Here is a 25,451-nt window from a genome sequence, read left to right on the forward strand (position 1 = left end):
AGAGGCTGTAGGCGCTGGCGGACGGTGATCTGTATTTGGAGGGCTGATGACGCACAGCCTCACAGCGTGCCAACAAATTGTGGTCGCGAATTTCGCCTTCTGACAAAACGTCAATGCACCACTTTAGAATAGCCGATTCTTCCACTAAGCCAGCTCCACGATCTCCATATACTCGTCCGACCATAGATCTTCCGTGCCGTCCGGAAGCACGATGACGCGTTCAGGTTCTAGCGCCTTGACGGCTCCCGGGTCGTGAGTGACGAGAACGACTGCGCCCGTGTAGGTACGAAGCGCGTCCAGGACCTGTTCACGGGACTGTGGGTCCAGGTTGTTGGTCGGCTCGTCCAGGAGCAGGACATTCGCGCGAGAAGAAACCAGCGATGCCAGCGCGAGACGGGTCTTCTCACCACCGGACAGAGTTCCTGCAGGCTGATCGAGTTGCTCGCCGCTAAACATGAAGGCGCCGAGCAGGGAGCGTAGGTCCTGCTCCCCCGCGTCTGGGCAGGCTTCGATGGTGTTCTGCCACACGGACTTGTTCGGATCGATGGTGTCGTGTTCCTGAGCGAAGTAACCGATTTTCAGGCCATGGCCGGAAACGATGCCGCCTTCGCCGTCAGTGCGTTCAACGCCGGCAAGAAGCTTCAGCAAAGTGGTCTTACCTGCACCGTTGAAGCCCAGCACGACCACACGCGAACCCTTGTCAATTGCAAGGTCAACGCCGGCAAAGACTTCCAGAGACCCGTACATCTTCGTTAGCCCGGTAGCGTTCAGTGGTGTCTTGCCACACGGAGCTGGCTCTGGGAATTGGATGTGTGCCACCCTATCTGCCTGACGCAGCTCATCCGTCGAGGCAACCATCTTCTCCGCGCGTGCCAGCATCTGCTTTGCTGCAGCGGCCTTGGTTGCCTTTGCGCCGAGCTTCGCTGCCTGCTGCTTCAAGGCAGCTGCCTTCTTCTCGGCGTTGGCGCGTTCGCGGCGCCGGCGCTGTTCGTCGGTGGCTCGGGCATCGAGGTATTTCTTCCAACCCATGTTGTAGACATCGGCTTCGCCACGGACGGCGTCGAGGAACCAAACCTTATTGCAGACGGCGTCGAGAAGCTCAACGTCGTGGGAGATCATGATGAGGCCGCCCTCGTGCTTCTTGAGGAAGTCACGCAGCCAGGTGATGGAATCTGCGTCGAGGTGGTTGGTGGGCTCGTCAAGAAGCAGGGTGACCTGGGAGCGACCCGAACCTGCTGTCGCTGCGAAGAGGATCTGCGCGAGCTCAACGCGGCGACGCTGACCACCGGACAGGGTTTTCAGTGGCTGGTCCAGGATGCGTGCCGGTAGGCCGAGGGCGTCGCAAATGCGGGCTGCCTCAGCATCGGCTTCGTAACCGCCTAGCGAGTAGTACTGCTCCTCCAGCCGGGAGTACTTGTTCACTGCGCGGTCACGCTCTGCGTCGGTGCCAGTTTCGATCAGCTCCTGCTGGCGCTCCATCGACGCCTTGATCCGGTCGAGCCCGCGCGCAGAGAGCACACGGTCGCGCGCGGTCTGTTCAATATTGCCTTCGCGGGAATCCTGTGGCAGGTAGCCGATCTCGCCGGAACGAATCACCTTGCCACCGTATGGCTCGCCTTCACCTGCGAGGATGCGCATGGTCGTGGTTTTGCCTGCACCATTTCGACCAACCAGACCGATGCGGTCGCCGGGCTGCACGCGTAGGTGCTGGCCAGGGGCGTTGAGCAGGGTGCGGGCGCCGACGCGCACTTCCAAATCTTCGGTGACAATCACAGCAGGTCAGTATAGCGTGTTGAGTATGACCGCCTACGACATGATCATCCTTGGCCTCGGCCCCGCCGGCGCTTACCTCGGTCACCGCGCTACTGCCCGTGGTCTTCGTGTTCTCGGTATTGACCCAGTGACAACGTGGTCTGCAACCTACGGTGGTTGGGTGGACGAGCTTGTCGACGTCCCCCTGGCCCACCGCTGCTATCCCAGCGTGCGTTTCGGTGGCCTGGGATACCGTCTCGACCGGGAATACGGCATCGTGGACAGCAAGGCATGGCGCGAGCAATTGCTTGATTTCGAAGTTTTAAGGGCTACCGGAGACGTGCTGTCAGCCAACCACGTCACCGCAGGTGGCCAGGAGTACATGGCAGATGTGGTGGTTGATGCGCGGGGTCTCGCACCCACTCCACCGCTTCAGCAGGCACTGGGGTGGTTCCTCGATGACGGCCCGCAGACATGGATGGACTTCGGCACGGATTCTTTCCTGTACAGCTTCCCTACCCGGAACGGTCATCTGGTGGAGGAAACGTATCTGGCTATCGATGAACCGGTTGCGTGGGAAGTACTGGAAGACAAGCTACGAAAGAGATTTCCCGACACAGAAGTCCGAGGGGTCGAGCGCGTATCCATCTCATTAGCTGGGCACGACTCCCCTGGACCAGCGCTTGGGTATGGCGCACGAGCGGGCTTTGTTAATCCTATTTCGGGTTTCAGCCTTGGCACGTCGATAAGCATGGCGGAGCCGACACTGGATGCGCTGTGGGGTGAGGGTAAGCTGCCGTGGCGCACTCCCCGCTTCAAGCTAGACAGGGCGCTTGCGATGCGACTCCAGCTTGTGCTGCTGAAGCTTGAGCCATTACAGCTCCAGGAGCTGCTGCGGGCGCTGTTGTTGTCTCCGTTTCATGCGCGCTTCCTCACCCTTGGTGATCTAGGCGGCACCCTGGCGGGCATGGCGTGGGTTTTCGCGAGGGTTAGCCTTGGAACCAAAATGGCGATTTTAAAGGCTCTGACAACGCAAAAATCCCCCGACCTTTAGGTCGAGGGACATGCCTAACAGTTAGACCGAGAAGCCAAGGGCGCGAAGTTGATCGCGGCCGTCCTCGGTGATCATGTGCGGCCCCCAAGCTGGCAGCCACACCCAGTTGAGCGTGAGCTTTTCCGCCGTGCCACTTCCGACAACTGCCTGCTCAGCTTGCTCCTCAATGACATCGGTGAGCGGGCAAGCAGGCGACGTCAGAGTCATGTCGATGACTGCGTGGTTACCGTCCACCATGTAGATGTCGTAGACCAGACCGAGGTCGACGACGTTGATGCCGAGCTCTGGGTCGATGACGTCACGCATGTACTCCTCAACGTCAGAGGCCTTGGCAATGTCTGCCTCGGACTGTTCCGGCTTCGGTGGTACTGGTGGCTTCTCTTCAGTTACGTTCTCTTCAGACATTTAGTCCTTCTTTCCTTCCAATGCTTCCGAGGTGGCAGCTTGGAATGCTTTCCAACCGAGCAAGGCGCACTTGACTCGTGCTGGGTACTTGGACACGCCGGCGAACGCCACACCGTCGCCGATAACCTCGGCATCGCCCTCGATCTGGCCACGCGAGGTAACCATCTCTTCGAAAGCAGCCAGGGTCTCCATTGCTTCTTCAACTGGACGACCGACAATCTCCTCCGCCATCACTGACGTCGAAGCTTGGCTGATGGAACAGCCTTCGGCCTCGTAGGAAATATCCTCCACGGTCGTGCCGTCCTCGGAGAGATGGACACGCAAGGTCAGCTCGTCACCGCAAGACGTGTTGACGTGGTGTACTTCTGCATCAAATGGGTCACGAAGTCCAGCGTGCTGAGGGTTTTTGTAGTGGTCAAGAATGACCTCTTGGTACATCTGTTCCAGCTTCATCTATGCCACTCCAAAGAACTCTTGCGCATGTTTGATGGCGGCTACGAGGCGATCGACTTCTTCCCGCGTGTTGTACAGGTAGAAAGATGCGCGAGCGGACGCCTGGACGCCCTTAGCCCGGTGAATCGGCCACGCACAGTGGTGACCAACTCGGATGCAGACGCCCTGATCATCCAAAACCTGACCAAGATCGTGCGGGTGAATTCCTTCAACCGCGAACGACACTGCACTACCGCGTTGCTCTGCGGTCGTCGGGCCGAAAATGCTCAGACCTTCGATGGTTTGCAGCTGTTCCAGCGCGTAACCAACGATCTCATGCTCGTGGGCAGCGATGTTCTCCATCCCGATCTCATTCAGGAATTGCACCGCAGCGCCGAGACCTACGACCTGAGAAGTCATCTGGGTGCCGGCCTCAAAGCGTTGTGGTGCAGGCGCGTAAGTCGAGCCATCCATCTTCACGATTTCGATCATCGATCCGCCTGTCAGGAACGGCGGCAACTGTGCGAGCACTTCTCGACGGCCATAAAGCGCGCCAACGCCGGAAGGGCCACACATCTTGTGCCCGGAAAACGCAGCGAAATCGACGTCCAAATCGTGGAAGTTGATCGGCATGTGTGGCACCGATTGGCAGGCATCGAGCACGACAAGTGCTCCTACTTCGCGTGCGCGACGAACCATCTCGGCGACGTCGGCGACAGCGCCGGTGACGTTTGACTGATGAGTGAACGCGACAACCTTCACGGAATCGTCGAGCTCCAGGGAGTCCATGTCGATTCGGCCGTCAGCGGTGGTACCAAACCACTTCAGAGTTGCCCCGGTACGGCGGCACAGCTCCTGCCAAGGTACGAGGTTGGCGTGGTGCTCCAGCTCGGTCACCACAACCGTGTCTCCAGCTTTGACCTGTAGATCACCAGCACGGTCGTCGCCCAACGTGTAAGCCACCAGGTTAAGGGCCTCGGTGGCGTTCTTGGTGAACGCCAATTCGTCTGGATGAGCGCCGACGAATGCTGCGATTGAGTCGCGGGCAGCTTCGTAAGCATCAGTTGCCTCTTCCGCCAGCGAGTAAGCACCACGGTGGACCGGGGCATTGGTGTGCAGCACGAATTGCTCCTCCACGCGCCACACGCGCTCAGGGCGCTGCGAAGTGGCACCGGAGTCAAGGTACGTCAGTGGCTGATCACCGCGGACCTTGCGCTGGAGGATCGGAAACTCCGACCGGATCGCATCGAGGTTGAGCGATCCGTCGGAATGAGTGAGGGCGACCATTTACAGGTACTTATCGTAACCGTTTGCCTCGAGCTCATCAGCAAGCTCAGGGCCACCAGTGGTGATGATCTGACCATTAGCGAAAACATGAACAAAGTCAGGCTTGACGTAGTTCAGGATCCGCTTGTAGTGGGTAATCATCAGGACGCCACCGTTTTCGCGCTCCTGGTAGCGGTTGATGCCCTCGGAGACGACGCGCAGGGCGTCGACGTCCAGGCCGGAGTCGGTCTCGTCAAGTACAGCGAACTTTGGCTTCAGCAGACCGAGCTGGAGTACCTCGTGACGCTTCTTCTCACCACCGGAGAAGCCTTCGTTGACGCTACGCTCTGCGAACTCCTTGGAGATGGAAAGCTCGTCCTGAGCTTCCTTCACTTCCTTCACCCAGTCGCGCAGTTTCGGAGCTTCGCCGCGGACGGCGGTAGCTGCGGTGCGCAGGAAGTTGGCCATGGACACGCCAGGGACCTCAACTGGGTACTGCATAGCAAGGAACAGGCCAGCGCGAGCGCGCTCGTCTACCTCGAGGTCAAGGATGTTTTCGCCGTCGAGAAGCACCTCGCCACCAGTAACTTCGTAGCGTGGGTGGCCAGCCAGGGTGTAGGCCAGGGTGGACTTACCGGAGCCGTTTGGGCCCATGATGGCGTGAGTTTCGCCGGACTTGATGGTCAGGTTGACGCCGTTGAGGATCTGCTTTGGCTCAGCGTTTTCTCCGGTTGGCAGAACCTGCGCGGTCAGGTTGCGGATTTCAAGAGTGCTCAATGTAGTTGTCCTTTTTGATTTAGAGTTCGGTGCCGTCGAGTTCTTCGGTGATCTTGGCTTCCAGCAGTTCGCGGGTCGCCTCACCTGGGATCCGGTTAATAACCTCGGAGAAGAAGCCTCGCACGATCAGGCGGCGAGCGTCTTCAGCGTTGATGCCACGGGAGAGCAGATAGAACAGCTGCTCGTCGTCGAAACGACCAACGGTGGCAGCGTGGCCTGCGCCAGCAATTTCGCCGGTCTCGATTTCGAGGTTTGGAACCGCGTCGGCGCGGGCGCCCTCGGTGAGGACCAGGTTGCGGTTGGCCTCGTAGGTGTCGGTGCCCTGAGCATTTGCGCGGATTAGGACGTCGCCGACCCATGAGGTGCGGGCCTCGGTGCGCTCGGAGCTGGCATCGCCCTGGAGTGCGCCTTTGTACAGCACGTTGGACTTGCAGTTCGGCTGTGAGTGGTCAACCAGGAGGCGCTGTTCAAAGAACTGACCGTCGTCTGCGAAGTAGACGCCGAGCATTTCGGCCTCACCACCAGGAGCTGCGAACTTGACCTGTGGCACCAGGCGGACCAAAGATCCGCCGAATACCGCAGCGGAGTGGTGGAAAACGGCGTCGCGACCGATCACTGCTCGCTCGTTAGCAAGGTGCACTGCGTCATCGTTCCAGTCCTCATGGACGACTACGGACAGACGAGCGTTGTCGCGGACGACGAACTCGTGGTTATCGGAGTGCGTGCCGGAGCCAACGAAGTGCAAGTTTATTACTGCTTCGGAGCCCTCTTCTGCGATGACAGTGATGGCACCGAAAGAAGTGACGTCGTCGCCCTTACCGGCAACAGTGATATTGACTGGTTCCTTGGTCACGCTGTCGCGAGCAAAAGTGATGACGGTAGCTTCCGTCATCGAAGTCCACGCCTGCGCAGAGGTGCGATCAACTGGTGCACCGGCTTGGCCGAGACGTGGGTCGTCCTTGGAAACGGACTCAACGGTGACGCCACTAGCGGATGCCGGAACTTCAACGCGGATGTCGGCGGTGGTGGCCGTCGCAAAGCTGCCATCGTGCAGACCACGGAGGCGTCGCATTGGCACGAAGCGCCAGACTTCGTCGCGGCCGTGAGGGATCTCGAACTGCTCGACGTCAAACGAGGTGAACAGGTCGCCCTTGTTGTTGTGGTAGGTTGCGTTCTTCACAGGGGCGGTCATTAACCCACAGATCCTTCCATTTGCAGTTCGATCAGGCGGTTGAGCTCGAGGGCGTACTCCATCGGGAGCTCCTTGGCGATCGGCTCGACAAAGCCGCGCACGATCATCGCCATGGCCTCGTCTTCAGCGACGCCGCGGGACATCAGGTAGAAGAGCTGGTCCTCGGAGACCTGGGACACCTTTGCCTCGTGGCCGAGGGACACGTGGTCGTTGCGGATGTCGTTGTACGGGTAAGTGTCAGAGCGGGAGATGTTGTCCACCAGCAAGGCGTCACACTCGACGTTAGAGGTGGAGTGGTGTGCGTCCTTGTTGATCTGAACCAGGCCACGGTAGGCAGCGCGACCACCTGCACGGGCAACAGACTTAGACACAATGTTCGAGGAGGTGTACGGCGCCATGTGCACCATCTTCGCGCCGGTGTCCTGGAACTGGCCCTCGCCAGCGAACGCCACGGAAAGTACCTCGCCCTTTGCGTGTGGACCGGTCATCCAAACAGCTGGGTACTTCATGGTGACCTTGGAGCCGATGTTGCCGTCGACCCACTCCATGGTGGCGCCTTCTTCACACTTGGTGCGCTTGGTCACCAGGTTGTAGACGTTGTTCGACCAGTTCTGGATGGTCGTGTAGCGGCAGCGACCGCCCTTCTTCACGATGATCTCCACCACAGCGGAGTGCAGGGAGTCAGACTTGTAGATCGGAGCGGTGCAGCCCTCGACGTAGTGGACGTAGGCATCCTCATCCACGATGATCAGGGTGCGCTCGAACTGGCCCATGTTCTCCGTGTTGATGCGGAAGTAAGCCTGCAGCGGGATGTCCACGTGGACGCCCTTTGGCACGTAGATGAAGGAACCACCGGACCAAACTGCGGTGTTCAGAGCGGAGAACTTGTTGTCGCCAGCTGGGATAACGGTGCCGAAGTGCTCGCGGAAGAGCTCCTCGTGCTCGCGCAGCGCGGTGTCGGTGTCGACGAAGATAACGCCCTGGCTCTCCAGGTCCTCACGGATCTGGTGGTAAACCACCTCGGATTCGTACTGGGCGGCGACACCAGCGACCAGACGCTGCTTCTCAGCCTCTGGAATACCGAGCTTGTCATAAGTGTTCTTGATGTCTTCAGGCAGGTCTTCCCAGCTCGTAGCCTGCTTTTCGGTGGAGCGGACGAAGTACTTAATGTTGTCGAAGTCAATGCCGGACAGGTCTGCGCCCCAGGTTGGCATTGGCTTCTTCTCAAAGATCTCCAGCGACTTCAGTCGTCGTTCGAGCATCCACTCCGGCTCGTTCTTCATCCGGGAAATGTCGGCCACGACCTCGCGAGACAAACCGCGCTTTGCGGAGGCGCCTGCTACGTCGGGATCATGCCAACCGAACTGGTATGCACCAATGGAGTCAATAATCTCATCGTCGGTGAGCTGCGGTTTGACGTCGTTAGTTGCCTGAGTCATCTGCCGCTCCTTCCTTGTAAGGTTCGCGTTGGTTCTTGGGTGAGTTGTTAATAGGAGTCAGTGGAATATTAGTCGTGCAGATACCGTGCCCATCCACGATGGTCGCCAATGGTTGTACGTGCTGCCCCAGCAGTTCCGCGATGACGCGGTGTTCAGCCTCACACAACTCCGGAAACTCGGAGGCTACGTGCGAAATTGGGCAGTGGTGCTGGCACAGCTGCACACCGCCCCCCGCAGCGCTTGTCGACGCCGCATAGCCACTCTTCGCGAAGGCCTTGACGATTTCCTCAGTCGTAGCTTTCACGGACTCTTCCGACGCATCTGCTGGAGTGATTCCGGCGACGATCTTTTGGATCCGCTTCCGAGCGAAAGCTCGAACGGCTTCTTCCCCACCGGTTTCTCGCAATGCCTCGAGAGCTAGGGCGGCGAGGCCGTCGTAGTCGTGTCCGAATTCGCTGCGTCCCTTATCGGTTAGGACAAAGGACTTCGCTGGTCGACCGCGGCCGCGTTGCCCGACTGGTCTGACAGCGGACACTTCGGCAAGGCCTTCCTCTTCCAGGATGTCGAGATGACGTCGTACGCCCGCCGCGGACAAGCCGAGGCGTTCGCCAAGCTCCGTGGCGCTGCAGGGGCCATTCTTAAGAAGCATGACCATGATGTCACTGCGGGTGCGCCCATCGGCAGTTTCCGCGTTGCTCATGACTGGTCACCTCCGGCTTGGTCAATGCACATGTATCTGTATCTAACGTTGTCCAACTATAGCTATTAGACAACACAAGTGTTCCGTAATTCCTCCGCTTTGTCCAGCGCCCACGCACAGGCACGTCGTTAAAGCAGTTTTTGAGGGCCAACCTGTAGGATTTTGGGTCGTGAGCCCATTAACCCCGCCCCGACTCAACTGGCTGAAAGATGCCTTGCCGAGGCTCGGCACTCCCGGTTCACGTTCTGCAGAGCTTCACGACGAACGTTCACTGGAGGCTCGTCGTCTCAATGTTCGTGAACTCCAGCGGTTTATCGCGCTTCGCTGGTTAGGTACGCTCGGCGCACTGATGATGGGCCTAGGTGCCCTGGGAGCCGGCGCATTCCCCGTCGTAGAAAATCCTTATCCAGGCTTCCCCGGCGGCGAAATCATGGCTCGTATGCTGTCGACCTCATCAATGGTCACGTTGATAGGCGTCGGGTTCCTTGTTTTGGCGTGGGTTCTCATGGCACCTTTCGTCAGCACCACATTGGCGGCACCTCTTACAGGTTCAGCAGGTCAGGCTGCCCGAGTCGACATGTATCTCCTCCGTCGCACATTTATTGCGTGGGTGTTTCCCATTGCACTGACTGCTCCCCTCTTCACGCAAGACATTTACTCATATCTCGCGCAGGGCGCGATTGTTGCGCAAGGGCTCGACCCTTACAGCGCTGGGCCCATCGACATTTTGGGTCCTGACAACGTGCTCGCGCGAAGTGTGCCGTTTATTTGGGCGCACTCGCCATCGCCGTACGGTCCAGTTGCGCTCATGTTTGCCTCCGTCATCAGCGAGGCCACGGGAAACAGCATTCTGCTTGGTGTGCTTGCCCATCGACTGCTGTCAGTCATAGGACTTGTGTGCGCGGCCTGGGGCGTCGTGAAGCTCGCTGGGCGTTGTCACGTGTCTAAGCAGGCCGCGCTGTGGCTCGGAATCCTTAATCCGCTGTGCATGCTCCACCTCATCGCGGGAATCCACAATGAGGCCGTCATGCTCGGCTTCATGGTGGCCGGTCTCGAATTTGCGCTGCGTGGAGTAGACCGTACTGGTCGCCAGGGTTGGTTGCTCATTGGATTCGGCAGTTTCCTCATCACTTGTGCCGGTTTGGTCAAGGTGACAGGCTTCATTGCTTTGGGCTTTGTCGGAATGGCTTTGGCGAGGCGTCTACGACAGTCCGGGCGTGGTCCCTACTTTTCGATCGGCGGCGCGGCCGTAGCAGAGACCGGAATTCTCGGCGCAACCATTGCTTTCGTCACTCTCATCTCCGGCATTGGCCTTGGCTGGATCACCGGTCAAGGCGGCGCAGCGACGATCAAGAGCTGGATGTCAATCACCACTGACATCGGCGTCATCGCAGGTTTTGCCGGTGGTTGGCTCGGCCTCGGGGACCACACCGACAATATCCTTGTGGTCACACGCCTCATCGGACTCGTGATCGCAGGTGCGTTTATGCTGCGCATGCTGTTTGCCGTCTATTCCGGCAGGATCCACCCAGTTGGCGGGCTCGGATCAGCCATGTTCGTCATGGTGGTGCTGTTCCCAGTGGTACATCCTTGGTACCTCCTGTGGGCTATCGTTCCACTTGCTGCATGGGCAAACCGGCCGCTCTTCCGTGTACTGACCGTTGTTTACTCAGCGATCATGAGCTTCTTCGTGCTGCCACGAGGCCTCCGGCTTCCTGCAGACACCGTGATCAGTATCTACGTCGGTTCGGCCATTCTTTTCGCGTGTTTGCTGGGACTTATGTGGTGGCTGCTTAGGAGCCGCCGACTCCTTGGCTTAGACTGATTGCCTGTGAATGCAACCACCCCGGCTCTAGCAGTGCGAAATGTGTCCAAGCGTTTCGGTGACAAGGTAGCTGTGTCGGCCTTGAGTTTTGAAGTTTCTCGCGCCAGCGTTTTGGCGCTTCTGGGGCCCAATGGTGCAGGCAAGACCACCACAATCGAAATGTGCGAGGGATTTCTGGCCCCTGACTCCGGTGAAATCAGGGTCCTCGGGCTCGACCCAACCTCCGACCCCACTGGAGTTCGCCGGCGCATCGGTATCATGCTACAAGGCGGTGGCGCCTACCCCGGCATCCGAGTCGAAGAAATGATGCGTCTCACCGCCTCCTACAGCGACAACCCAATGGATCCTGATTGGCTGCTGTCCTTGGTTGGCTTGGACGCGCACCGTCGCACGCCTTACCGACGCCTATCTGGAGGCCAGCAGCAACGATTGTCGCTTGCGCTCGCCCTGATGGGCCGGCCAGAACTGGTCTTTCTTGATGAACCTACCGCTGGCATGGACGCGCAGTCCCGACTCCTCGTTTGGGACCTCATCCAGCAGCTCAAGAATGATGGGGTCACCGTCGTCTTGACTACTCACCTCATGGACGAGGCCGAGGCATTGGCTGATCAGGTTCTCATCATCGACCATGGCTCCCTCGTCGCTGCAGGCACGCCGGCTGAGTTGATGAGCGAAGGCAGCGAACGCTCCTTCGTGCACGTTTCAACAGCCTCCGCCCTAGACCTCACCGGCTTTAATGTGCCAGTGGAAGCCATCCGGCCTCTCACCTATCGTTTCCAGATGCCAGCAACACCCCAGGGCCTTGCAGCTATTGTTTCCATGGCAGCCAAACAAGACGTGTTAATCCGGAAGCTAGAGGTCAATAAAGCCTCCCTTGAAGAAGTCTTCCTTGACATCACCGGCAGAGAGATGAGGAACTAAATGTTCACTTCCGGCACATTCACCCCAGCTCCTGCACGTGCTTCTGTTCGTTCCATGTTGCTGGCTCAAGCGTCGATCGAGGCAAAACTCTTCCTCAGGCATGGCGAACAGCAATTGCTTTCCCTGGTGATCCCGGTGGCCATGCTCATTGGTCTGACCTTGGTTCCGGTCCTTCCCCAGGATGATCCAATCGCTGACGTATTCCCATTTGCCCTCGGCGTCGCGGGGATGAGCGCAGGTTTTACCGGCCAGGCGATTGCCGTTGCCTTTGACCGTCGATACGGCGCACTCAAGCGAATCGGTGCTTCGGGAGTGCCCTCCTGGACGATCATCGGCGGCAAGATCCTCGCGGTGTTGGGCGTTGCACTCTTCCAGACGGTGATTTTGGGCACGGTCGCAGCCATTCTCGGGTTCCGCACCTCCCTGCTCGGCGTGGGGTTAGGACTTCTTGGCGTGATCGTCGGGGTGGCAACCTTCACGGCATTGGGATTGCTGCTCGGTGGCACACTTGGCTCGGAGATAGTGCTGGCCAGCGCGAACTTGATCTGGTTCGTACTGATTGGCGCCGCCGGCTACGCAACTTTCCGAGGTGACAGTCCGTGGCTGGACTGGGTGCCATCAGTTGCCGTCGTTAAGGCGCTAGCTGTTGGTTTTTCCGGCACAGTCCCCTGGGTTTTCCTCTTTGTGCTTTTCGTTTGGCTCATCATTGGCGGGTTGGCTGCGGTTCGCAGTTTTAGGTTCACCGCTTAGCTTGGATAGGATTCATAACCGTGAATACAGCAGCTAATACCTGGGTGAAGCGCCTCGCGCTCACCGTGCTCATCAGTCAGATCGTGATCGTGGTGACGGGCTCTCTCGTTCGCGTCACCGGCTCTGGCCTCGGCTGCAACACCTGGCCGAACTGCCATGAAGGTTCCCTGGTTCCAGTTGAGGGCGCTGCCCCATGGATTCACCAGCTCATTGAGTTCGGTAACCGCGGGCTCGCAGTCGTGCTTGGTTTTTTGGTTCTCGGGTTGCTGGTTGCGGTATATCGAGCTGGCCGACGTCGCGACATCGTTCTCCACGCCTGGTACCAGTTCCTTGGTGTGCTCTTCCAGGCGGTCATTGGCGGTATCTCCGTTCGCGTGAACCTGCAGTGGTGGTCTGTTGCCTTGCACTTCCTGCCGTCCATGCTCTTGGTATGGCTGGCAGCGCTGCTTTATGTGCACGTGCAGAGCCCTGACGAGGGCGTTGACGAATGGCGCTATCCTCGTCCTCTTCGTGGACTTACGGTCGGTTCTGCGCTTGCTCTAGCCGGCACGCTCGTCACCGGAACCATGGTTACCGGTGCTGGAGTGCACTCGGGCGATAAGGGAATCGGCATGGAAGGACGTTTGAATGTTCCGATCGTGGAGATCTCGCACATCCACGCCCACTTCATGTACCTCTACCTTGGCCTTACGATTGGTCTTGTCGTTGCCCTGTACACGGTACGTGCTTCCGAAAAGGCCCGTAAGCTAGGTGCCCTCCTCATCGCCCTTATCGTCGCGCAGGCGGGTATTGGTCTGATCCAGTACTGGTTCGGTATTCCAAGTTGGACAATTCCAGTCCACGTCGGAATGTCCGGCATCGTGACTGCATACACCGCGTTGTTGTACGCAGCCGGACGCGAGCGAGTTATCGCCTAAAACAACTAAGGAGCCTTTCATAGGCTCCTTTTTCGTTGACTAGGCGGACTTTCGGCGGAACTTGGACAAGAACCAGAAGAAGCCAAACACCACCGGAATCAGCAGCACAAAGACCAGTAGCGGTGCGAGCAGCGCAGCTCCTGTGAGCGAGGCCGCTGCAACATTTTCGGCAGTCGACACAATCGGGGCACCAACGCCCACGGTTCCAGCGTTCACCACTGGGCGGGTCGTGGACTTCATCAAGTGCATGATGAGGGCGACAACAAAGCCGACCACAAGTAAAACCCATGTCTGTGGGTCGGAGAATATTTCGGTAGAAGAAACCGTCTGATCGCCGAAGACGGAGGCAAACATGATGCCGCCGGAGGTTGGACGAACCAGGGTCTGGATAACGTCGTTAACCGAATCGACCGCCGGGATCTTGTCTGCGACGAGCTCAATCAAGAGCAACAGTCCCACAATTACGAGCAAGACTGGATTAGTGAGCCACATCCAGCCTTCCGGCAACGTAACAATATCGGTGTATCGAGCTAGAAGACCATACGCGAGCAGCGGAATATATGCATTAAGCCCCGCTGAAGTAGCGAGGCCGATGGCAGTAGAAAGACCCATGCCATTTAGTTAAACACAGTTCCTACAGGAACATACTTCCGAGCGTGGTCATATTCAGGATGGCGTCTACCGAAAGCGCCACGAACAACGCCGCGAGGTAGTTGTTGGAAAGAATAAACAACGCCAGCGGCTTGGTCTCCTCACCACGGGAGACCTTTCCATGCAGGCTGGTCGCCATAACGATGAACCAAATGCCCGCAATGACAGCAGCGCCGGCATAAATCCAACCAGCAGCCGGTACGATCAGCAAGGAAACAAACACCGTGCCCCACGTGTACCAGAGGATCTGCTTAGTCACCTCGTGCGCAGGCTTAACGACGGGCAACATAGGCACGCCAGCTGCTTTGTAGTCTTCCTTGTACTTCATTGCCAGCGCCCAGGTGTGTGGCGGGGTCCAGAAGAAGATGACCAGGAAGAGTACGAGTGGCTGCCACCAGTCGTAGGAAACTCCGGCAGGCAGATTGTCCTTGATTACGGCCCAGCCAACCATCACAGGCATACAGCCGGCAGCGCCACCCCACACGATGTTCATCGGGGTCGAGCGCTTCAGCCACTTTGTGTAGACGAAAATATAAAAGGCGATGGTCGCCATGACGAATACTGCGGCAAGTAAGGAATGGCACAGCAGCCACAGCCAGAGGAAGCTGACGATAGTCAGTGCCCAGGCGAAGATCGCTGCTGCGCGGTCCGTGACTGTCGCTTTTGCTAGTGGTCGCTTTTGGGTGCGTCCCATGAGCTTGTCGATGTCAGAGTCGGCAACCATATTGAAGGTATTCGCAGCTGCCGCCCCCATCCAGCCACCGATGACTGTGAGCAAGATCAACCCAGCGTGATGCTGTCCGCGATCAGCCTGCAACATTGCTGGAATGGTCGCCACCAGCAGGAGCTCAATCACTTTGGGCTTTGTCAGAGCGATGTAAGCCTTGATTGTCTCCAAGGATGTTCCTCCAGCACATTACTAAGAAAATCGCGAACCCAGTTCCTCGCCACCAAAATTGTGGACGTGGACGCTACCGATAGTTGTCGGATTAACGAATGAAAAAGTTCCCGGGCTAAAAAACCTAACTGAGTCATGGTAGCCCTTGAAACTTCTATTCACGAATCGGTTACCCACTTGCAGAACTTCACTAAACTGGTTCGCATGAGCTTCGGCAGCTGCACCCATTGCTACCTGGAAGCGCTTTTCATTTCCTGCACATGTCTAGTTTGAAGGAACATTTAACGTGGCTCTGACACCTGATCTCCTCGCTCTTACCGAGCGCACCTACCCTGCTGACTGGTCCGACCTGGACACCAAGGCAATTGACACTGCTCGCGTCTTGGCGGCTGATGCCGTACAAAAGGTGGGTTCCGGACACCCAGGTACCGCAATGAGCCTCGCTCCCCTCGCGTACACCCTCTACCAGCACGTTCTGCGCCATAATCCTAAGGACCCTGAGTGGGTTGGTCGCGATCGCTTCGTCCTGTCCTGTGGCCACACCTCACTCACCCAGTACATTCAGCTGTACCTCGCTGGCTTCGGTCTTGAAATGGATGACCTCAAGGCGCTTCGCACCTGGGGCGCGCTGACGCCAGGTCACCCAGAATACGGCCACACCGCAGGCGTCGAAATCACCACGGGCCCACTCGGCCAGGGCCTCGCTTCCGCTGTGGGCATGGCGATGGCTGCCCGTCGCGAACGCGGCCTCCTCGATCCGGAATCCGCACCAGGCGAATCCATTTGGGACCACTTCGTATACGTCATCGCTTCCGATGGCGATGTACAGGAAGGCGTTACCGCAGAGGCCTGCTCCCTGGCCGGTACTCAAGGCCTGGGTAACCTGATTGTCTTCTGGGACGACAACCGCATCTCCATTGAGGACAACACTCAGATCGCATTCACCGAAGACGTGTGTGCTCGCTACCGCGCTTACGGTTGGCAAGTCTTGGAGATCGAAGGTGGTGAAAACGTAGCAGCGATTCTGGAAGCCGTCGAAAAGGCAAAGGCAGAAACGTCACGCCCGACCTTCATCCGCCTCCGTACGATCATCGGCTACCCTGCACCAACCATGATGAACACCGGTGGGGTCCACGGTGCGGCACTGGGCGCAGAAGAGGTCGCTGGAACGAAGAAAGCGCTGGGCTTCGACCCTGAACAGCACTTCTTCATCGACGACGCCGTCCTCGCGCACACCCGTAAGGCTGCCGAGCGCGGTGACCAGCTGCAAAATGAGTGGCAGCAGCGTTTCGACGCCTGGGCCACCGAGCACCCGGAGCGCAAGGCCTTCTTTGACCGCACTGCTGCGCGCAAGCTCCCTGAGGGCTGGGCCGATGCACTTCCGCAGTGGGATGCGGATCCGAAGGGCGTAGCAACTCGAAAGGCCTCCGAGACAACTCTGCAGGCACTCGGCAAGACTCTGCCTGAATTGTGGGGTGGCTCCGCCGACTTGGCTGGATCCAACAACACGGTGATCAAGGGTGAGAAGTCCTTTGGCCCTGAATCCATCACCACCGAGACGTGGTCGACCTCTCCATACGGTCGTAACCTGCACTTCGGTATCCGCGAGCACGCCATGGGCGCGATCCTCAACGGCATGACTCTGCACGGCCGCAACTACCCATACGGTGGCACCTTCCTGATCTTCTCCGAGTACATGCGCCCGGCAGTGCGCCAGGCAGCCCTGATGGGAATCGACACCTACTACGTATGGACGCACGACTCCATCGGCCTCGGAGAAGACGGCCCGACTCACCAGCCAATTGAGCAACTTGCCGCTTTGCGCGCAATTCCGGGTATGGCACTGCTCCGCCCTGCCGACGCCAACGAAACTGCAGCAGCCTGGAAGTGCGCTATCGAAGCACCGGCCGGACCAAAGGGCCTGGCGCTCACCCGCCAGAACGTCCCGGTCCTGGAAGGCACGAAGGACAAGGCCATGGCGGGCGTCGCTCGTGGCGCTTACGTGCTCGTCGATACCGCGGGCACCCCCGATGTCATCCTGATGGGATCTGGTTCTGAAGTCTCCCTCGCTGTTGAGGCAGCTGAACAGCTCGCCGAAGCTGGCGTGAAGGCTCGGGTTGTTTCCTTCCCATGCATGGATTGGTTCCTTGAGCAGGACGCCGACTACCAGGAAGAAGTTTTGCCGGCCGCAGTCACAGCTCGTGTGTCCGTTGAGGCTGGCATTGCCATGCCATGGCACCGATTCCTCGGCACGCAGGGCAAGGCAGTTTCCCTGGAGCACTTTGGCGCCTCTGCTGACTACCAGACTCTCTACCGCGAATTCGGCATCACTGTTGATGCCGTTGTTTCTGCAGCCCGCGAAGCACTAGGAAAGTAAGAACATGACTCAAGTAGCAAAGCTCGCCGAAATCGGAACCTCCGTATGGCTCGATGATCTCTCCCGGGAACGCCTCGCATCCGGCAATCTGAAGGAGATGATTGAGACGACCGGTATCGTCGGTGTGACCACCAACCCTGCAATCTTCGCAGCAGCAATGTCCCAGGGCACCGCTTATGATGCGCAGATTGCCGAGCTCAAGGCGCGCGGTACCAGCGCTGATGAGGCTGTTTATGCCATGGCCGTGGACGACGTTCGCGCAGCCTGCGATGAATTCGCGGAGATTTACCGCAGCTCCGGTGGCAAAGATGGCCGCGTTTCCATCGAGGTTGACCCTCGTCTCTACGCCGACCGCGACGCCACCTTGGCACAGGCACGTGAGCTCTACAAGCGCGTCGACCGCGAGAACGTCATGATCAAGATCCCGGCCACTCCGGAATCTCTGCCAGCCATCAGCGACGCCCTTGCCGAAGGCATCAGCGTAAACGTCACCTTGATCTTCTCCGTGGCACGCTACCGTGAGGTCGTTGCAGCCTTCATCGACGGCATCGGTCGGGCATACGCCGACGGACTCGATGTCAGCAAGATTCACTCTGTGGCAAGCTTCTTCGTTTCCCGTGTCGACACCGAAATCGATAAGCGACTCGATGCTATTGGCACCCCAGAGGCATTGGAATTGAAGGGTAAGGCCGGCCTGGCAAACGCACGACTGGCCTACGCAGCCTTTGAAAAGTGCTTCGCTGCAGCCGAACTTCCGACGGGCGCACACGTGCAGCGACCTCTGTGGGCGTCGACAGGCGTGAAAAACCAGAACTACCCTGCCACTCTGTACGTGTCTGAGCTTGCGGGGCCTGACACCGTGAACACTATGCCAGAACCGACGCTGCGTGCCGTGCTCGAAGGCACCGCGATTGCGAGTGACACCGTCTCCGGAAAGCAGCAGGAAGCAGAAGAGCTCTTTGCCAAGCTGCTCGCTGTAGGTATTGACACTGAGGACGTGTTTGCTGTTCTGGAGCGCGAAGGGGTCGACAAATTTATCAGCAGTTGGAGCGACCTGCTAACTTCGATGGAGGGTCAGCTGGCTTAAGCTAGCTAATTATCTACATATCACCGGAAAGGTCCGTCGCGTGCCAGTTTCAAGCCAGCACTGGGTGAATCCACTGAAGGATCCACAAGACAAACGCTTACCTCGCATCGCCGGACCTTCCGGCATGGTGATCTTCGGAGTCACGGGCGATCTCGCCCGCAAAAAGCTACTCCCGGCCATTTACGACCTAGCCAACCGCGGCCTCCTCCCCGCTGGATTTGCGCTCGTGGGATTTGGCCGACGGACGTGGTCCAAACAGGACTTCGAAGACTACGTCTACCAGGCAGTTCTTGCCGGGGCACGCACCGAAATCCGGCAAAATGTCTGGGAGCGACTCGCCGAAGGCATGCACTTCGTCAGCGGTGCGTTTGACGACGAAGCTGCGTTCGACAACCTGTCTACTCTCCTGTCGGACCTCGATACGTCCCGTGGCACCGCCGGAAACTGGGCCTTCTATCTCTCCGTGCCACCGAACTTCTTCGACGACGTTGTGCACCAGCTGGATCGATCCGGAATGGCTCACGGCAAGGACGGATCCTGGCGTCGCGTCATCATTGAAAAGCCGTTCGGGCACGATCAAGCCACTGCACGCGAACTCAACCAAGTAGTCAACTCGGTGTTCCCCGAAGATTCGGTGTTCCGCATCGACCACTACCTGGGCAAAGAGACCGTCCAAAACATCATGGCACTGCGTTTTGCCAACCAGCTCTTTGATCCGCTGTGGAACGCGAACTTCGTGGACCACGTGCAGATCACCATGGCCGAGGACATCGGACTTGGTGGCCGTGCCGGTTACTACGACGGCATCGGTGCCGCCCGCGACGTGATCCAGAATCACCTGCTGCAGCTGCTTGCGCTGGTGGCCATGGAAGAGCCGATCACCTACAACCCGCGCGAGCTGCGCACGGAAAAGATCAAGGTGCTGCGGGCGACGGCGCCGGTGTATCCGCTGGCCAAGACAACTGCCCGTGGCCAATACACCGCTGGTTGGCAGGGTTCCGAGCGCGTCGTGGGCCTGCGCGAGGAGGAGGGCTTCGATCCCGATTCCAACACCGAAACGTACGCTGCGTGTACTTTGCAGATCAATTCCCGCCGCTGGGCCGGCGTGCCGTTCTACCTGCGTACCGGCAAGCGTCTCGGTCGTCGCGTCACTGAAATTGCAGTGGTGTTTAAGCAGGCTCCGCACCTGACTTTTGCCGAGTCGATGACCTCCGCCCAGGGGCCTAATGCTCTGGTCATCCGAGTGCAACCTGATGAAGGCGTCCTGATGCGCTTCGGTTCCAAGGTTCCAGGTTCGACCATGGAAGTGCGTGACGTGAACATGGACTTCGCCTACTCCGAAGCATTCACCGAGGAGTCCCCGGAGGCCTACGAACGCCTCATCCTTGATGCCCTCCTGGACGAAAACAGCCTCTTCCCTACCAACGAAGAGGTCGAGCTGAGCTGGGCAATTCTGGATCCGATCCTGGAGTACTGGGAGAATCGCGGAAAGCCAGACGACTACCCTGCCGGCACGTGGGGACCGGAAAGTGCCGACCGTATGCTCGCCCGCGAGGGCCGCACTTGGCGACGACCATAGGAGTAGCTCTGCCATGATTTTTGAACTCGAGAACACTACTACCCGGGATATCGCCAAGAAGCTCGTATCCATCCGCGAAATGGGCAACCAGGTGACTACTGGTCGCGTGCTCACTTTGATCGTGGTCACCGACTCGTCGAGCCCACTCGATGAGATCTTGCATTCGATCAATGACTCCTCGGGCGAGCACCCCTCTCGCGTGCTGTTCCTCGTACGTGGCGATGCGACGGCAGCAACTCAGCTCGATGCCGAAATCCGAATTGGCGGCGACGCCGGCGCCTCGGAGATCGTGATCATGCGCGTTGGCGGCGAGATCGTCGAACATCTTGCCTCACTTGTCACGCCGTTGCTGCTGCCGGATACCCCGATCGTCGCCTGGTGGCCTGGCGCCGCTCCTAAGCAACTCGCGCATGATCCAATCGGACAGATTGCTCAGCGTCGCATCACTGATGTTGTGGCTGATCCGAGCCCAACTGCGCATCTGGCACGCCGCAATCACTACGCACCGGGCGACTCGGATCTTTCTTGGTCCCGTTTGACCCCATGGCGTGGCGTCCTGGCCTCTGCGTTGGACCAGCCACCTCACGAGCCAGTTACCTCGGTGGACATCTACGGTACCCAAGACCCTTCGGTTTCCATTGCTGCGGGTTGGCTTGCAGATCGCCTCGCTGTTCCAATTCGACTCCACCGGACCAGCGCGGAGTGCACTGATCTCGACAGTCAAGGCGAGATGTGCCACCCGGTTTCCAAGATTGAGTTGCACCGCGAATCCGGCCCAGTGATCGTCGAAGTCACCGACGCACACACCATGTCAGTGCAGCTGCCTGGCCGCCCGGCCTCACTCGTAGCCGTTGGCCGTCGCGCACTCTCTGACTGCCTAGCCGAAGAACTTCGCCACCTCGACCCAGATCAGGCCTACGCCAAGGCATTGCGCGGGCTCTACCGTATTCAGGAGGTCTAACATGCAGGTCATTAACGTTGCTGACCGCGACGCCCTCGTCAAACAGGCAGCTGCGGATTTCGTCGCGCTTATTTCTCGCGTCCAAGCTGGTGCTGGGCTTTACGACGACGGCATCGCTCGCGTCGTGGTTACCGGAGGTGGCGCTGGAATCGGTCTGCTGAAGGAGCTTCGCTCTCTGGACTGGGCAGCGGAGGCGCAGGCTGAGGACTTCCCTATTCAGCGCGTCGATTGGTCCCGAGTCCACATTTTCTTCGGCGATGAACGCGTCGTGCCCGTCGACCACCCTGATTCCAACGAAGGCCAAGCACGCGAAGCTCTCCTGGACCATGTCGCCCTGAATCCTGAGTGGATTCACTCATACAAGTTGGGTTCACTATCACCTAAAGAGTCAGCACTGTTTTACGGGCAGGAACTCGAGCAGTGGGCGCCTAAGGGATTCGACCTGCACCTTCTCGGCATGGGTGGCGAGGGACACATCAACTCACTGTTTCCGCACACCGCTGCTGTACGGGAGGACGCTGCCCTGGTAGTTCCGGTCTTTGATTCCCCGAAGCCACCAGCGGAGCGTGTGACGCTAACGATGCCAGCTGTGAACTCTGCGTCGCACGTGTGGCTGCTTGTCTCGGGAGCCGAAAAGGCTGAAGCCGCGTCCCAAGTAATCGCGCGTTCCGATGCTCTCGATTGGCCTGCTGCAGGAGCACACGGCACTGTCGAGACTCGGCTGTATCTAGCCGACGACGCCAGGAGCTAGGCAAAAGACTAGGCCCCTCACGTACGAAACGTGAGGGGCCCTCTCTATTTCGGCCTTAAGCGTAAGTCTGCAGCAGGTTCAGACCGATTATGCACACGATCCAGATTACTGCGGTGATGATGGTGAACCGGTCGAGGTTCTTTTCCACCACGGTGGAGCCTGCGAGGTTAGACTGCATGCCGCCACCGAAAAGGCTGGACAAACCGCCACCTTTGCCCTTGTGCAGCAAGACCAAGATGGTCATCAAAATGCTGGCCACGACCAGGACAATTTGGAGTGCGAGAGCCATGTAACGAAGTCCTTAAGGGTAAAAAGCGGTTAACTTCAGCCATTGTACACGAAGGCCTCAGACTGAAGTTAACAGGCGCGCGGGTTTAGACAGCGGCAGCTGCGGCAGCGCACAGCTCACCGAACTGTTCGCCGTCGAGGGAAGCTCCACCAACCAGTCCGCCGTCGACATCTGGCTGGGAAACCAGTTCGCCAACGGAATCGGTCTTCACGGAACCGCCGTACAGGATACGGATGCCGGCTGCGACCTCTGCCCCGGCGAGCTCCTCGATTGCGCCACGGATAGCAGCGCACACTTCCTGCGCGTCTGCAGCGGAAGCAACCTTGCCGGTACCGATAGCCCACACTGGCTCGTAGGCTATGACGACCTTGGACAGGTCCTCAATGCCAGCCAGGGATGCCTTGGTCTGCTCGACCACGAAGGCAACGTGGGTTCCAGCTTCACGGATTTCCAGCTTCTCGCCGACGCACACGATTGGAGTCATCTCGTGCTTGATAGCGATGGCAGCCTTGGCTGCAACAAGCTCGTCGGATTCGCCGTGGTACTCGCGACGCTCCGAGTGGCCTACAACAACCCAGGCGCAGCCCAGTGCCTTGAGCATTTCAGCAGAAACCTCACCGGTGTATGCACCGGATTCGTGCACGGAGACATCCTGCGCGCCGTAGGTGAAGTCGAGCTTATCGCCGTCGACAAGCGTCTGGATGCTGCGAATATCGGTGAACGGCACCATGAGGGCGACGTCAACCTTTTCGTAACGATCCTTTGGGAGCTTGAAGGCAAGCTTCTGTGCAGAACCGACCGCTTGGAGGTGGGTCAGGTTCATCTTCCAGTTGCCAGCAATGAGTGGCTTACGAGACATGTTCATCAACCTTTCTATGCCAGCGCTGCAACGCCTGGGAGTTCCTTGCCCTCGAGGTATTCGAGGGAAGCACCGCCGCCGGTGGAAATGTGGGAGAAGCCTCCTTCGTCGAGGCCGAGCACGCGGACGGACGCAGCGGAGTCGCCACCGCCGACCACGGAGAATGCACCGTTTGCGGTGGCATCGATGATCGCCTGAGCGACGCCACGGGTACCGTCGGAGAAGGTCTCGAACTCGAACACGCCCATTGGGCCGTTCCAGAAAATGGTCTTGGCGGAACCGAGAACCTCAGCGAACTTCTCCACGGACTTAGGTCCGATATCGAGGGAGAGCTGACCCTCTGGGGTGTCTTCCAGGCCGGAGATGGTCTTTGGTGCATCAGCGGAGAACTCAGGTGCCCATGCGAGGTCAACTGGAAGGTTGATCTTGTCGCCGTAGCGTGCAAGCAGGTCCTTGCAGGTCTCGATCATTTCTTCCTGCAGCATGGACTTCTGTACGTTGTAGCCCTGAGCTGCGAGGAAGGTGTAGCACATGCCACCGCCAATGATGAGGGCATCGGTCTTAGGAGCCAGTGCCTCAATGACGCCCAGCTTGTCGGAAACCTTGGAGCCGCCGAGGACAACCACGTATGGTGCCACTGGCTCGTCGGCAATGCGCTTGAGAACGTCGATTTCCTTCTCCACGAGGCCACCTGCGTAATGAGGCAGACGCTTAGCGACGTCATAGACCGAAGCCTGCGCACGGTGGACAACGCCGAAACCGTCGGACACGAAGGCACCATTGTCACCAGTCAGAGCGACAAGCTGATCTGCGAACTCGCCACGCTCAGCCTCGTCCTTGGAGGTTTCGCGGGCGTCGAAACGCACGTTCTCGAGCAGCATGACGTCGCCGTCGTTGAGGCCGTTGGCACGCTCGTGAGCATCCTCGCCTACCACGTCACCAGCGAGGGCCACGTACTGGCCCAGTGCCTCAGACAGTGCTTCCGCGCAAGGTGCGAGGGAGAACTTAGGGTTGACCTCGCCCTTTGGACGACCAAGGTGTGCCATAACGATTACGCGAGCGCCAGCTTCGGACAGTGCCTTGATGGTTGGCAGGGAGGCATTGATGCGACCTGGGTCGGTGATATCGCCAGCCTCGTTGAGAGGAACGTTGAGGTCCGAGCGGACGAGGACGTTGCGTCCTTCGACGCCTTCGGCGAGCAGGTCATTGAGGTTCTTCATGGTGTGTTTCTCCTGTACTAAGCTGCGGAAAAAGAGGTCCAAACAGGCAGCTGGCCCGCAGCCTGTCGAAGGCGCGGGCCACTACTTTTAGTCTAGCGAAAGATTAGAGCTTGCCGCCGACGTATTCGGTCATGGTTACGAGCTGGTTGGTGTAACCCCACTCGTTGTCGTACCAAGAAACAACCTTGACCTGGTTGCCCATGACCTTGGTCAGACCGGAGTCGAAGATGGAAGCGTGTGGGTCGGTGACGATGTCGGAGGAAACCAGTGGATCCTCGGAGTACAGAAGAACGCCATTGAGATCACCCTCTGCAGCTTCCTTCATAGCAGCGTTGACTTCTTCAACGGTGACGTCGCGGGAAGCCTCGAAGGTGAGGTCAGTAGCGGAACCAGTGATTACTGGAACACGCATCGCGAAGCCGTCGAGCTTGCCCTCGAGCTCTGGGAGAACCAGGGAAACAGCCTTTGCTGCACCGGTGGAGGTAGGAACGATGTTAACAGCTGCTGCACGGGCACGACGCAGGTCGCGGTGTGGTGCGTCGTGCAGGCGCTGGTCGCCGGTGTAAGCGTGGATCGTGGTCATCAGGCCCTTGACGATGCCGAACTTATCGTTCAGGACCTTGGCCATTGGGGCCAGGCAGTTGGTGGTGCAAGATGCGTTGGAGATGATGGTCATCGTTGCTGGGTCGTAGTCGGTGTGGTTCACGCCAACAACGAAAGTGCCGTCGACACCCTTGCCCGGTGCGGAGATGATGACCTTCTTAGCACCAGCGTCGATGTGAGCCTGTGCATCTTCCTTCTTGGTGAAGAAGCCGGTGGACTCGACAACGATGTCTACGCCCCACTCGCCCCACTTGAGGTTCTTTGGATCGCGCTCAGCGGTGACGATCATCTTCTTGCCGTCAACGGTGATGGACTCATCGTCAAACTCAACGGACTTGCCCAGGCGGCCGAGGATGGAGTCGTACTTGAGCAGCTGAGCCAGGGTGGCATTGTCGGTCAGGTCGTTGACTGCAACGATTTCGATTTCAGAACCGCGCTCGAGAACTGCGCGGAAGAAGTTGCGTCCGATGCGGCCAAAGCCGTTAATTCCCACACGAATGGTCACGAGTTTTCTCCTCTAAGTAGGCGTTATGTGCACCGAGAATGCGTCACTGCCTTAACTAAAATCGTGCTGGCTGAGATGCATCCGCGTATGACTCAAGGGTACCGACGGTTGCGCCAACGCGCAGAAGATCTATTTTTGCTTGGGCGCAATCACCCCTTGAAAACCACAAAAACAGACCCAATCCCACACCTAAAATGTGGGAACGCATGGACCAGGACTAAATGAAGTCTGCAAACTCAGA

General features: G+C 58.6%; 24 protein-coding genes. 10 read left to right on the forward strand and 14 right to left on the reverse strand.

Features of this window, described 5'->3' with window-relative positions; genetic code table 11:
* Window positions 1-144: 144 nt before the first annotated feature.
* Entirely contained in the window at window positions 145-1,773 is a 1,629-nt protein-coding gene (locus WG939_RS00685; RefSeq protein WP_339981573.1) for an ABC-F family ATP-binding cassette domain-containing protein, read from the reverse strand.
* A gap of 25 nt (window positions 1,774-1,798) precedes the next feature.
* Between WG939_RS00685 and WG939_RS00690 the strand changes: the two genes are divergently transcribed.
* A complete protein-coding gene (locus tag WG939_RS00690) occupies window positions 1,799-2,806 on the forward strand; it encodes a lycopene cyclase family protein (RefSeq protein WP_339981575.1) in 1,008 nt (335 codons plus the stop codon).
* A 21-nt stretch (window positions 2,807-2,827) separates the two neighbouring features.
* On the opposite strand, the gene WG939_RS00695 is transcribed toward WG939_RS00690, so the two are convergent.
* The 7 genes from WG939_RS00695 to WG939_RS00725 are packed head-to-tail and all read right to left on the reverse strand — an operon-like array spanning window position 2,828 to window position 9,017.
* Window positions 2,828-3,211, reverse strand: coding sequence for a metal-sulfur cluster assembly factor (locus WG939_RS00695; protein ID WP_339981577.1), 384 nt, complete (start codon window positions 3,209-3,211; stop codon window positions 2,828-2,830).
* Window positions 3,212-3,664 (reverse strand): Fe-S cluster assembly sulfur transfer protein SufU, encoded by a 453-nt coding sequence (gene sufU / locus WG939_RS00700; protein WP_339981578.1) that lies wholly within the window; start codon window positions 3,662-3,664, stop codon window positions 3,212-3,214.
* Window positions 3,665-4,930: a cysteine desulfurase gene (locus tag WG939_RS00705; RefSeq protein ID WP_339981580.1), complete on the reverse strand. Its 1,266-nt coding sequence runs from the start codon at window positions 4,928-4,930 to the stop codon at window positions 3,665-3,667.
* Window positions 4,931-5,686: a Fe-S cluster assembly ATPase SufC gene (sufC, locus tag WG939_RS00710; protein WP_339981582.1), complete on the reverse strand. Its 756-nt coding sequence runs from the start codon at window positions 5,684-5,686 to the stop codon at window positions 4,931-4,933.
* Window positions 5,687-5,705: 19 nt separating this feature from the next.
* A complete protein-coding gene (sufD, locus tag WG939_RS00715; protein WP_339981584.1) occupies window positions 5,706-6,878 on the reverse strand; it encodes a Fe-S cluster assembly protein SufD in 1,173 nt (390 codons plus the stop codon).
* A complete protein-coding gene (sufB, locus tag WG939_RS00720) occupies window positions 6,878-8,317 on the reverse strand; it encodes a Fe-S cluster assembly protein SufB (RefSeq protein WP_339981585.1) in 1,440 nt (479 codons plus the stop codon). Before sufB ends, sufD begins: the two co-directional genes overlap by 1 nt.
* Complete coding sequence (locus WG939_RS00725; RefSeq protein ID WP_339981586.1) at window positions 8,301-9,017, reverse strand: helix-turn-helix transcriptional regulator; 717 nt, start codon at window positions 9,015-9,017, stop codon at window positions 8,301-8,303. The genes sufB and WG939_RS00725 overlap by 17 nt, the downstream gene beginning before the upstream one ends.
* Before the next feature lie 169 nt (window positions 9,018-9,186).
* Here WG939_RS00725 and mptB point away from each other — a divergent pair, with 169 nt between their 5' ends.
* Genes mptB through WG939_RS00745 form a run of 4 tightly spaced genes read left to right on the forward strand, consistent with a single transcriptional unit; the run spans window position 9,187 to window position 13,430 of the window.
* Window positions 9,187-10,842: a polyprenol phosphomannose-dependent alpha 1,6 mannosyltransferase MptB gene (mptB, locus tag WG939_RS00730; protein ID WP_339981588.1), complete on the forward strand. Its 1,656-nt coding sequence runs from the start codon at window positions 9,187-9,189 to the stop codon at window positions 10,840-10,842.
* Complete coding sequence (locus WG939_RS00735; protein ID WP_445227843.1) at window positions 10,843-11,763, forward strand: ABC transporter ATP-binding protein; 921 nt, start codon at window positions 10,843-10,845, stop codon at window positions 11,761-11,763.
* Window positions 11,764-12,513, forward strand: coding sequence for a multidrug ABC transporter permease (locus tag WG939_RS00740; protein ID WP_339981592.1), 750 nt, complete (start codon window positions 11,764-11,766; stop codon window positions 12,511-12,513).
* A gap of 20 nt (window positions 12,514-12,533) precedes the next feature.
* Window positions 12,534-13,430, forward strand: coding sequence for a COX15/CtaA family protein (locus tag WG939_RS00745; protein ID WP_339981593.1), 897 nt, complete (start codon window positions 12,534-12,536; stop codon window positions 13,428-13,430).
* A 39-nt stretch (window positions 13,431-13,469) separates the two neighbouring features.
* Here WG939_RS00745 and WG939_RS00750 read toward each other — a convergent pair whose 3' ends face one another.
* Both WG939_RS00750 and WG939_RS00755 read right to left on the reverse strand, forming a co-directional pair.
* Entirely contained in the window at window positions 13,470-14,042 is a 573-nt protein-coding gene (locus tag WG939_RS00750; RefSeq protein ID WP_339981594.1) for a DUF4126 domain-containing protein, read from the reverse strand.
* 22 nt (window positions 14,043-14,064) lie between these two features.
* A complete protein-coding gene (locus tag WG939_RS00755; RefSeq protein ID WP_339981596.1) occupies window positions 14,065-14,979 on the reverse strand; it encodes a heme o synthase in 915 nt (304 codons plus the stop codon).
* A 286-nt stretch (window positions 14,980-15,265) separates the two neighbouring features.
* Here WG939_RS00755 and tkt point away from each other — a divergent pair, with 286 nt between their 5' ends.
* From tkt to pgl, 5 genes are read left to right on the forward strand one after another with little or no spacing between them, the layout of a single operon-like run.
* The gene (tkt, locus tag WG939_RS00760; RefSeq protein ID WP_339981597.1) at window positions 15,266-17,356 is read left to right on the forward strand and encodes a transketolase; all 2,091 of its coding nucleotides are present in this window, start codon (window positions 15,266-15,268) and stop codon (window positions 17,354-17,356) included.
* Window positions 17,357-17,360: 4 nt separating this feature from the next.
* Complete coding sequence (gene tal / locus WG939_RS00765) at window positions 17,361-18,443, forward strand: transaldolase (RefSeq protein WP_339981598.1); 1,083 nt, start codon at window positions 17,361-17,363, stop codon at window positions 18,441-18,443.
* A gap of 40 nt (window positions 18,444-18,483) precedes the next feature.
* The gene (gene zwf, locus WG939_RS00770; RefSeq protein ID WP_339981599.1) at window positions 18,484-20,022 is read left to right on the forward strand and encodes a glucose-6-phosphate dehydrogenase; all 1,539 of its coding nucleotides are present in this window, start codon (window positions 18,484-18,486) and stop codon (window positions 20,020-20,022) included.
* Window positions 20,023-20,035: 13 nt separating this feature from the next.
* A complete protein-coding gene (locus tag WG939_RS00775; protein ID WP_339981601.1) occupies window positions 20,036-20,983 on the forward strand; it encodes a glucose-6-phosphate dehydrogenase assembly protein OpcA in 948 nt (315 codons plus the stop codon).
* A gap of 1 nt (window position 20,984) precedes the next feature.
* Window positions 20,985-21,734 carry a 6-phosphogluconolactonase gene (gene pgl / locus WG939_RS00780; protein ID WP_339981602.1) on the forward strand — a complete coding sequence of 250 codons (750 nt, stop codon included), beginning with the start codon at window positions 20,985-20,987 and terminating at the stop codon, window positions 21,732-21,734.
* A 55-nt stretch (window positions 21,735-21,789) separates the two neighbouring features.
* Here pgl and secG read toward each other — a convergent pair whose 3' ends face one another.
* From secG to gap, 4 genes are all read right to left on the reverse strand, one after another.
* Window positions 21,790-22,023: a preprotein translocase subunit SecG gene (secG, locus tag WG939_RS00785; protein ID WP_339981604.1), complete on the reverse strand. Its 234-nt coding sequence runs from the start codon at window positions 22,021-22,023 to the stop codon at window positions 21,790-21,792.
* An 85-nt stretch (window positions 22,024-22,108) separates the two neighbouring features.
* Window positions 22,109-22,882 (reverse strand): triose-phosphate isomerase, encoded by a 774-nt coding sequence (gene tpiA / locus WG939_RS00790; protein ID WP_339981606.1) that lies wholly within the window; start codon window positions 22,880-22,882, stop codon window positions 22,109-22,111.
* Window positions 22,883-22,896: 14 nt separating this feature from the next.
* Window positions 22,897-24,102 carry a phosphoglycerate kinase gene (locus WG939_RS00795; protein ID WP_339981607.1) on the reverse strand — a complete coding sequence of 402 codons (1,206 nt, stop codon included), beginning with the start codon at window positions 24,100-24,102 and terminating at the stop codon, window positions 22,897-22,899.
* Between the two features lie 103 nt (window positions 24,103-24,205).
* The gene (gene gap, locus WG939_RS00800) at window positions 24,206-25,210 is read right to left on the reverse strand and encodes a type I glyceraldehyde-3-phosphate dehydrogenase (protein ID WP_339981608.1); all 1,005 of its coding nucleotides are present in this window, start codon (window positions 25,208-25,210) and stop codon (window positions 24,206-24,208) included.
* Window positions 25,211-25,451 lie beyond the last annotated feature (241 nt).

This window comes from Corynebacterium sp. H130, from assembly GCF_037572395.1.
Taxonomy (GTDB): domain Bacteria; phylum Actinomycetota; class Actinomycetes; order Mycobacteriales; family Mycobacteriaceae; genus Corynebacterium.

What these genes read in the sequence shown, in the direction of transcription:
- WG939_RS00690 (WP_339981575.1), top strand. Translation starts at nt 1,799, where the DNA reads ATGACCGCCTACGACATGATCATCCTTGGCCTCGGCCCCGCCGGCGCT.
- WG939_RS00695 (WP_339981577.1), bottom strand. Translation starts at nt 3,211, where the DNA reads ATGTCTGAAGAGAACGTAACTGAAGAGAAGCCACCAGTACCACCGAAG.
- sufU (WP_339981578.1), bottom strand. Translation starts at nt 3,664, where the DNA reads ATGAAGCTGGAACAGATGTACCAAGAGGTCATTCTTGACCACTACAAA.
- WG939_RS00705 (WP_339981580.1), bottom strand. Translation starts at nt 4,930, where the DNA reads ATGGTCGCCCTCACTCATTCCGACGGATCGCTCAACCTCGATGCGATC.
- sufD (WP_339981584.1), bottom strand. Translation starts at nt 6,878, where the DNA reads ATGACCGCCCCTGTGAAGAACGCAACCTACCACAACAACAAGGGCGAC.
- sufB (WP_339981585.1), bottom strand. Translation starts at nt 8,317, where the DNA reads ATGACTCAGGCAACTAACGACGTCAAACCGCAGCTCACCGACGATGAG.
- WG939_RS00725 (WP_339981586.1), bottom strand. Translation starts at nt 9,017, where the DNA reads ATGAGCAACGCGGAAACTGCCGATGGGCGCACCCGCAGTGACATCATG.
- WG939_RS00740 (WP_339981592.1), top strand. Translation starts at nt 11,764, where the DNA reads ATGTTCACTTCCGGCACATTCACCCCAGCTCCTGCACGTGCTTCTGTT.
- WG939_RS00750 (WP_339981594.1), bottom strand. Translation starts at nt 14,042, where the DNA reads ATGGGTCTTTCTACTGCCATCGGCCTCGCTACTTCAGCGGGGCTTAAT.
- tal (WP_339981598.1), top strand. Translation starts at nt 17,361, where the DNA reads ATGACTCAAGTAGCAAAGCTCGCCGAAATCGGAACCTCCGTATGGCTC.
- WG939_RS00775 (WP_339981601.1), top strand. Translation starts at nt 20,036, where the DNA reads ATGATTTTTGAACTCGAGAACACTACTACCCGGGATATCGCCAAGAAG.
- pgl (WP_339981602.1), top strand. Translation starts at nt 20,985, where the DNA reads ATGCAGGTCATTAACGTTGCTGACCGCGACGCCCTCGTCAAACAGGCA.
- secG (WP_339981604.1), bottom strand. Translation starts at nt 22,023, where the DNA reads ATGGCTCTCGCACTCCAAATTGTCCTGGTCGTGGCCAGCATTTTGATG.
- tpiA (WP_339981606.1), bottom strand. Translation starts at nt 22,882, where the DNA reads ATGTCTCGTAAGCCACTCATTGCTGGCAACTGGAAGATGAACCTGACC.
- WG939_RS00795 (WP_339981607.1), bottom strand. Translation starts at nt 24,102, where the DNA reads ATGAAGAACCTCAATGACCTGCTCGCCGAAGGCGTCGAAGGACGCAAC.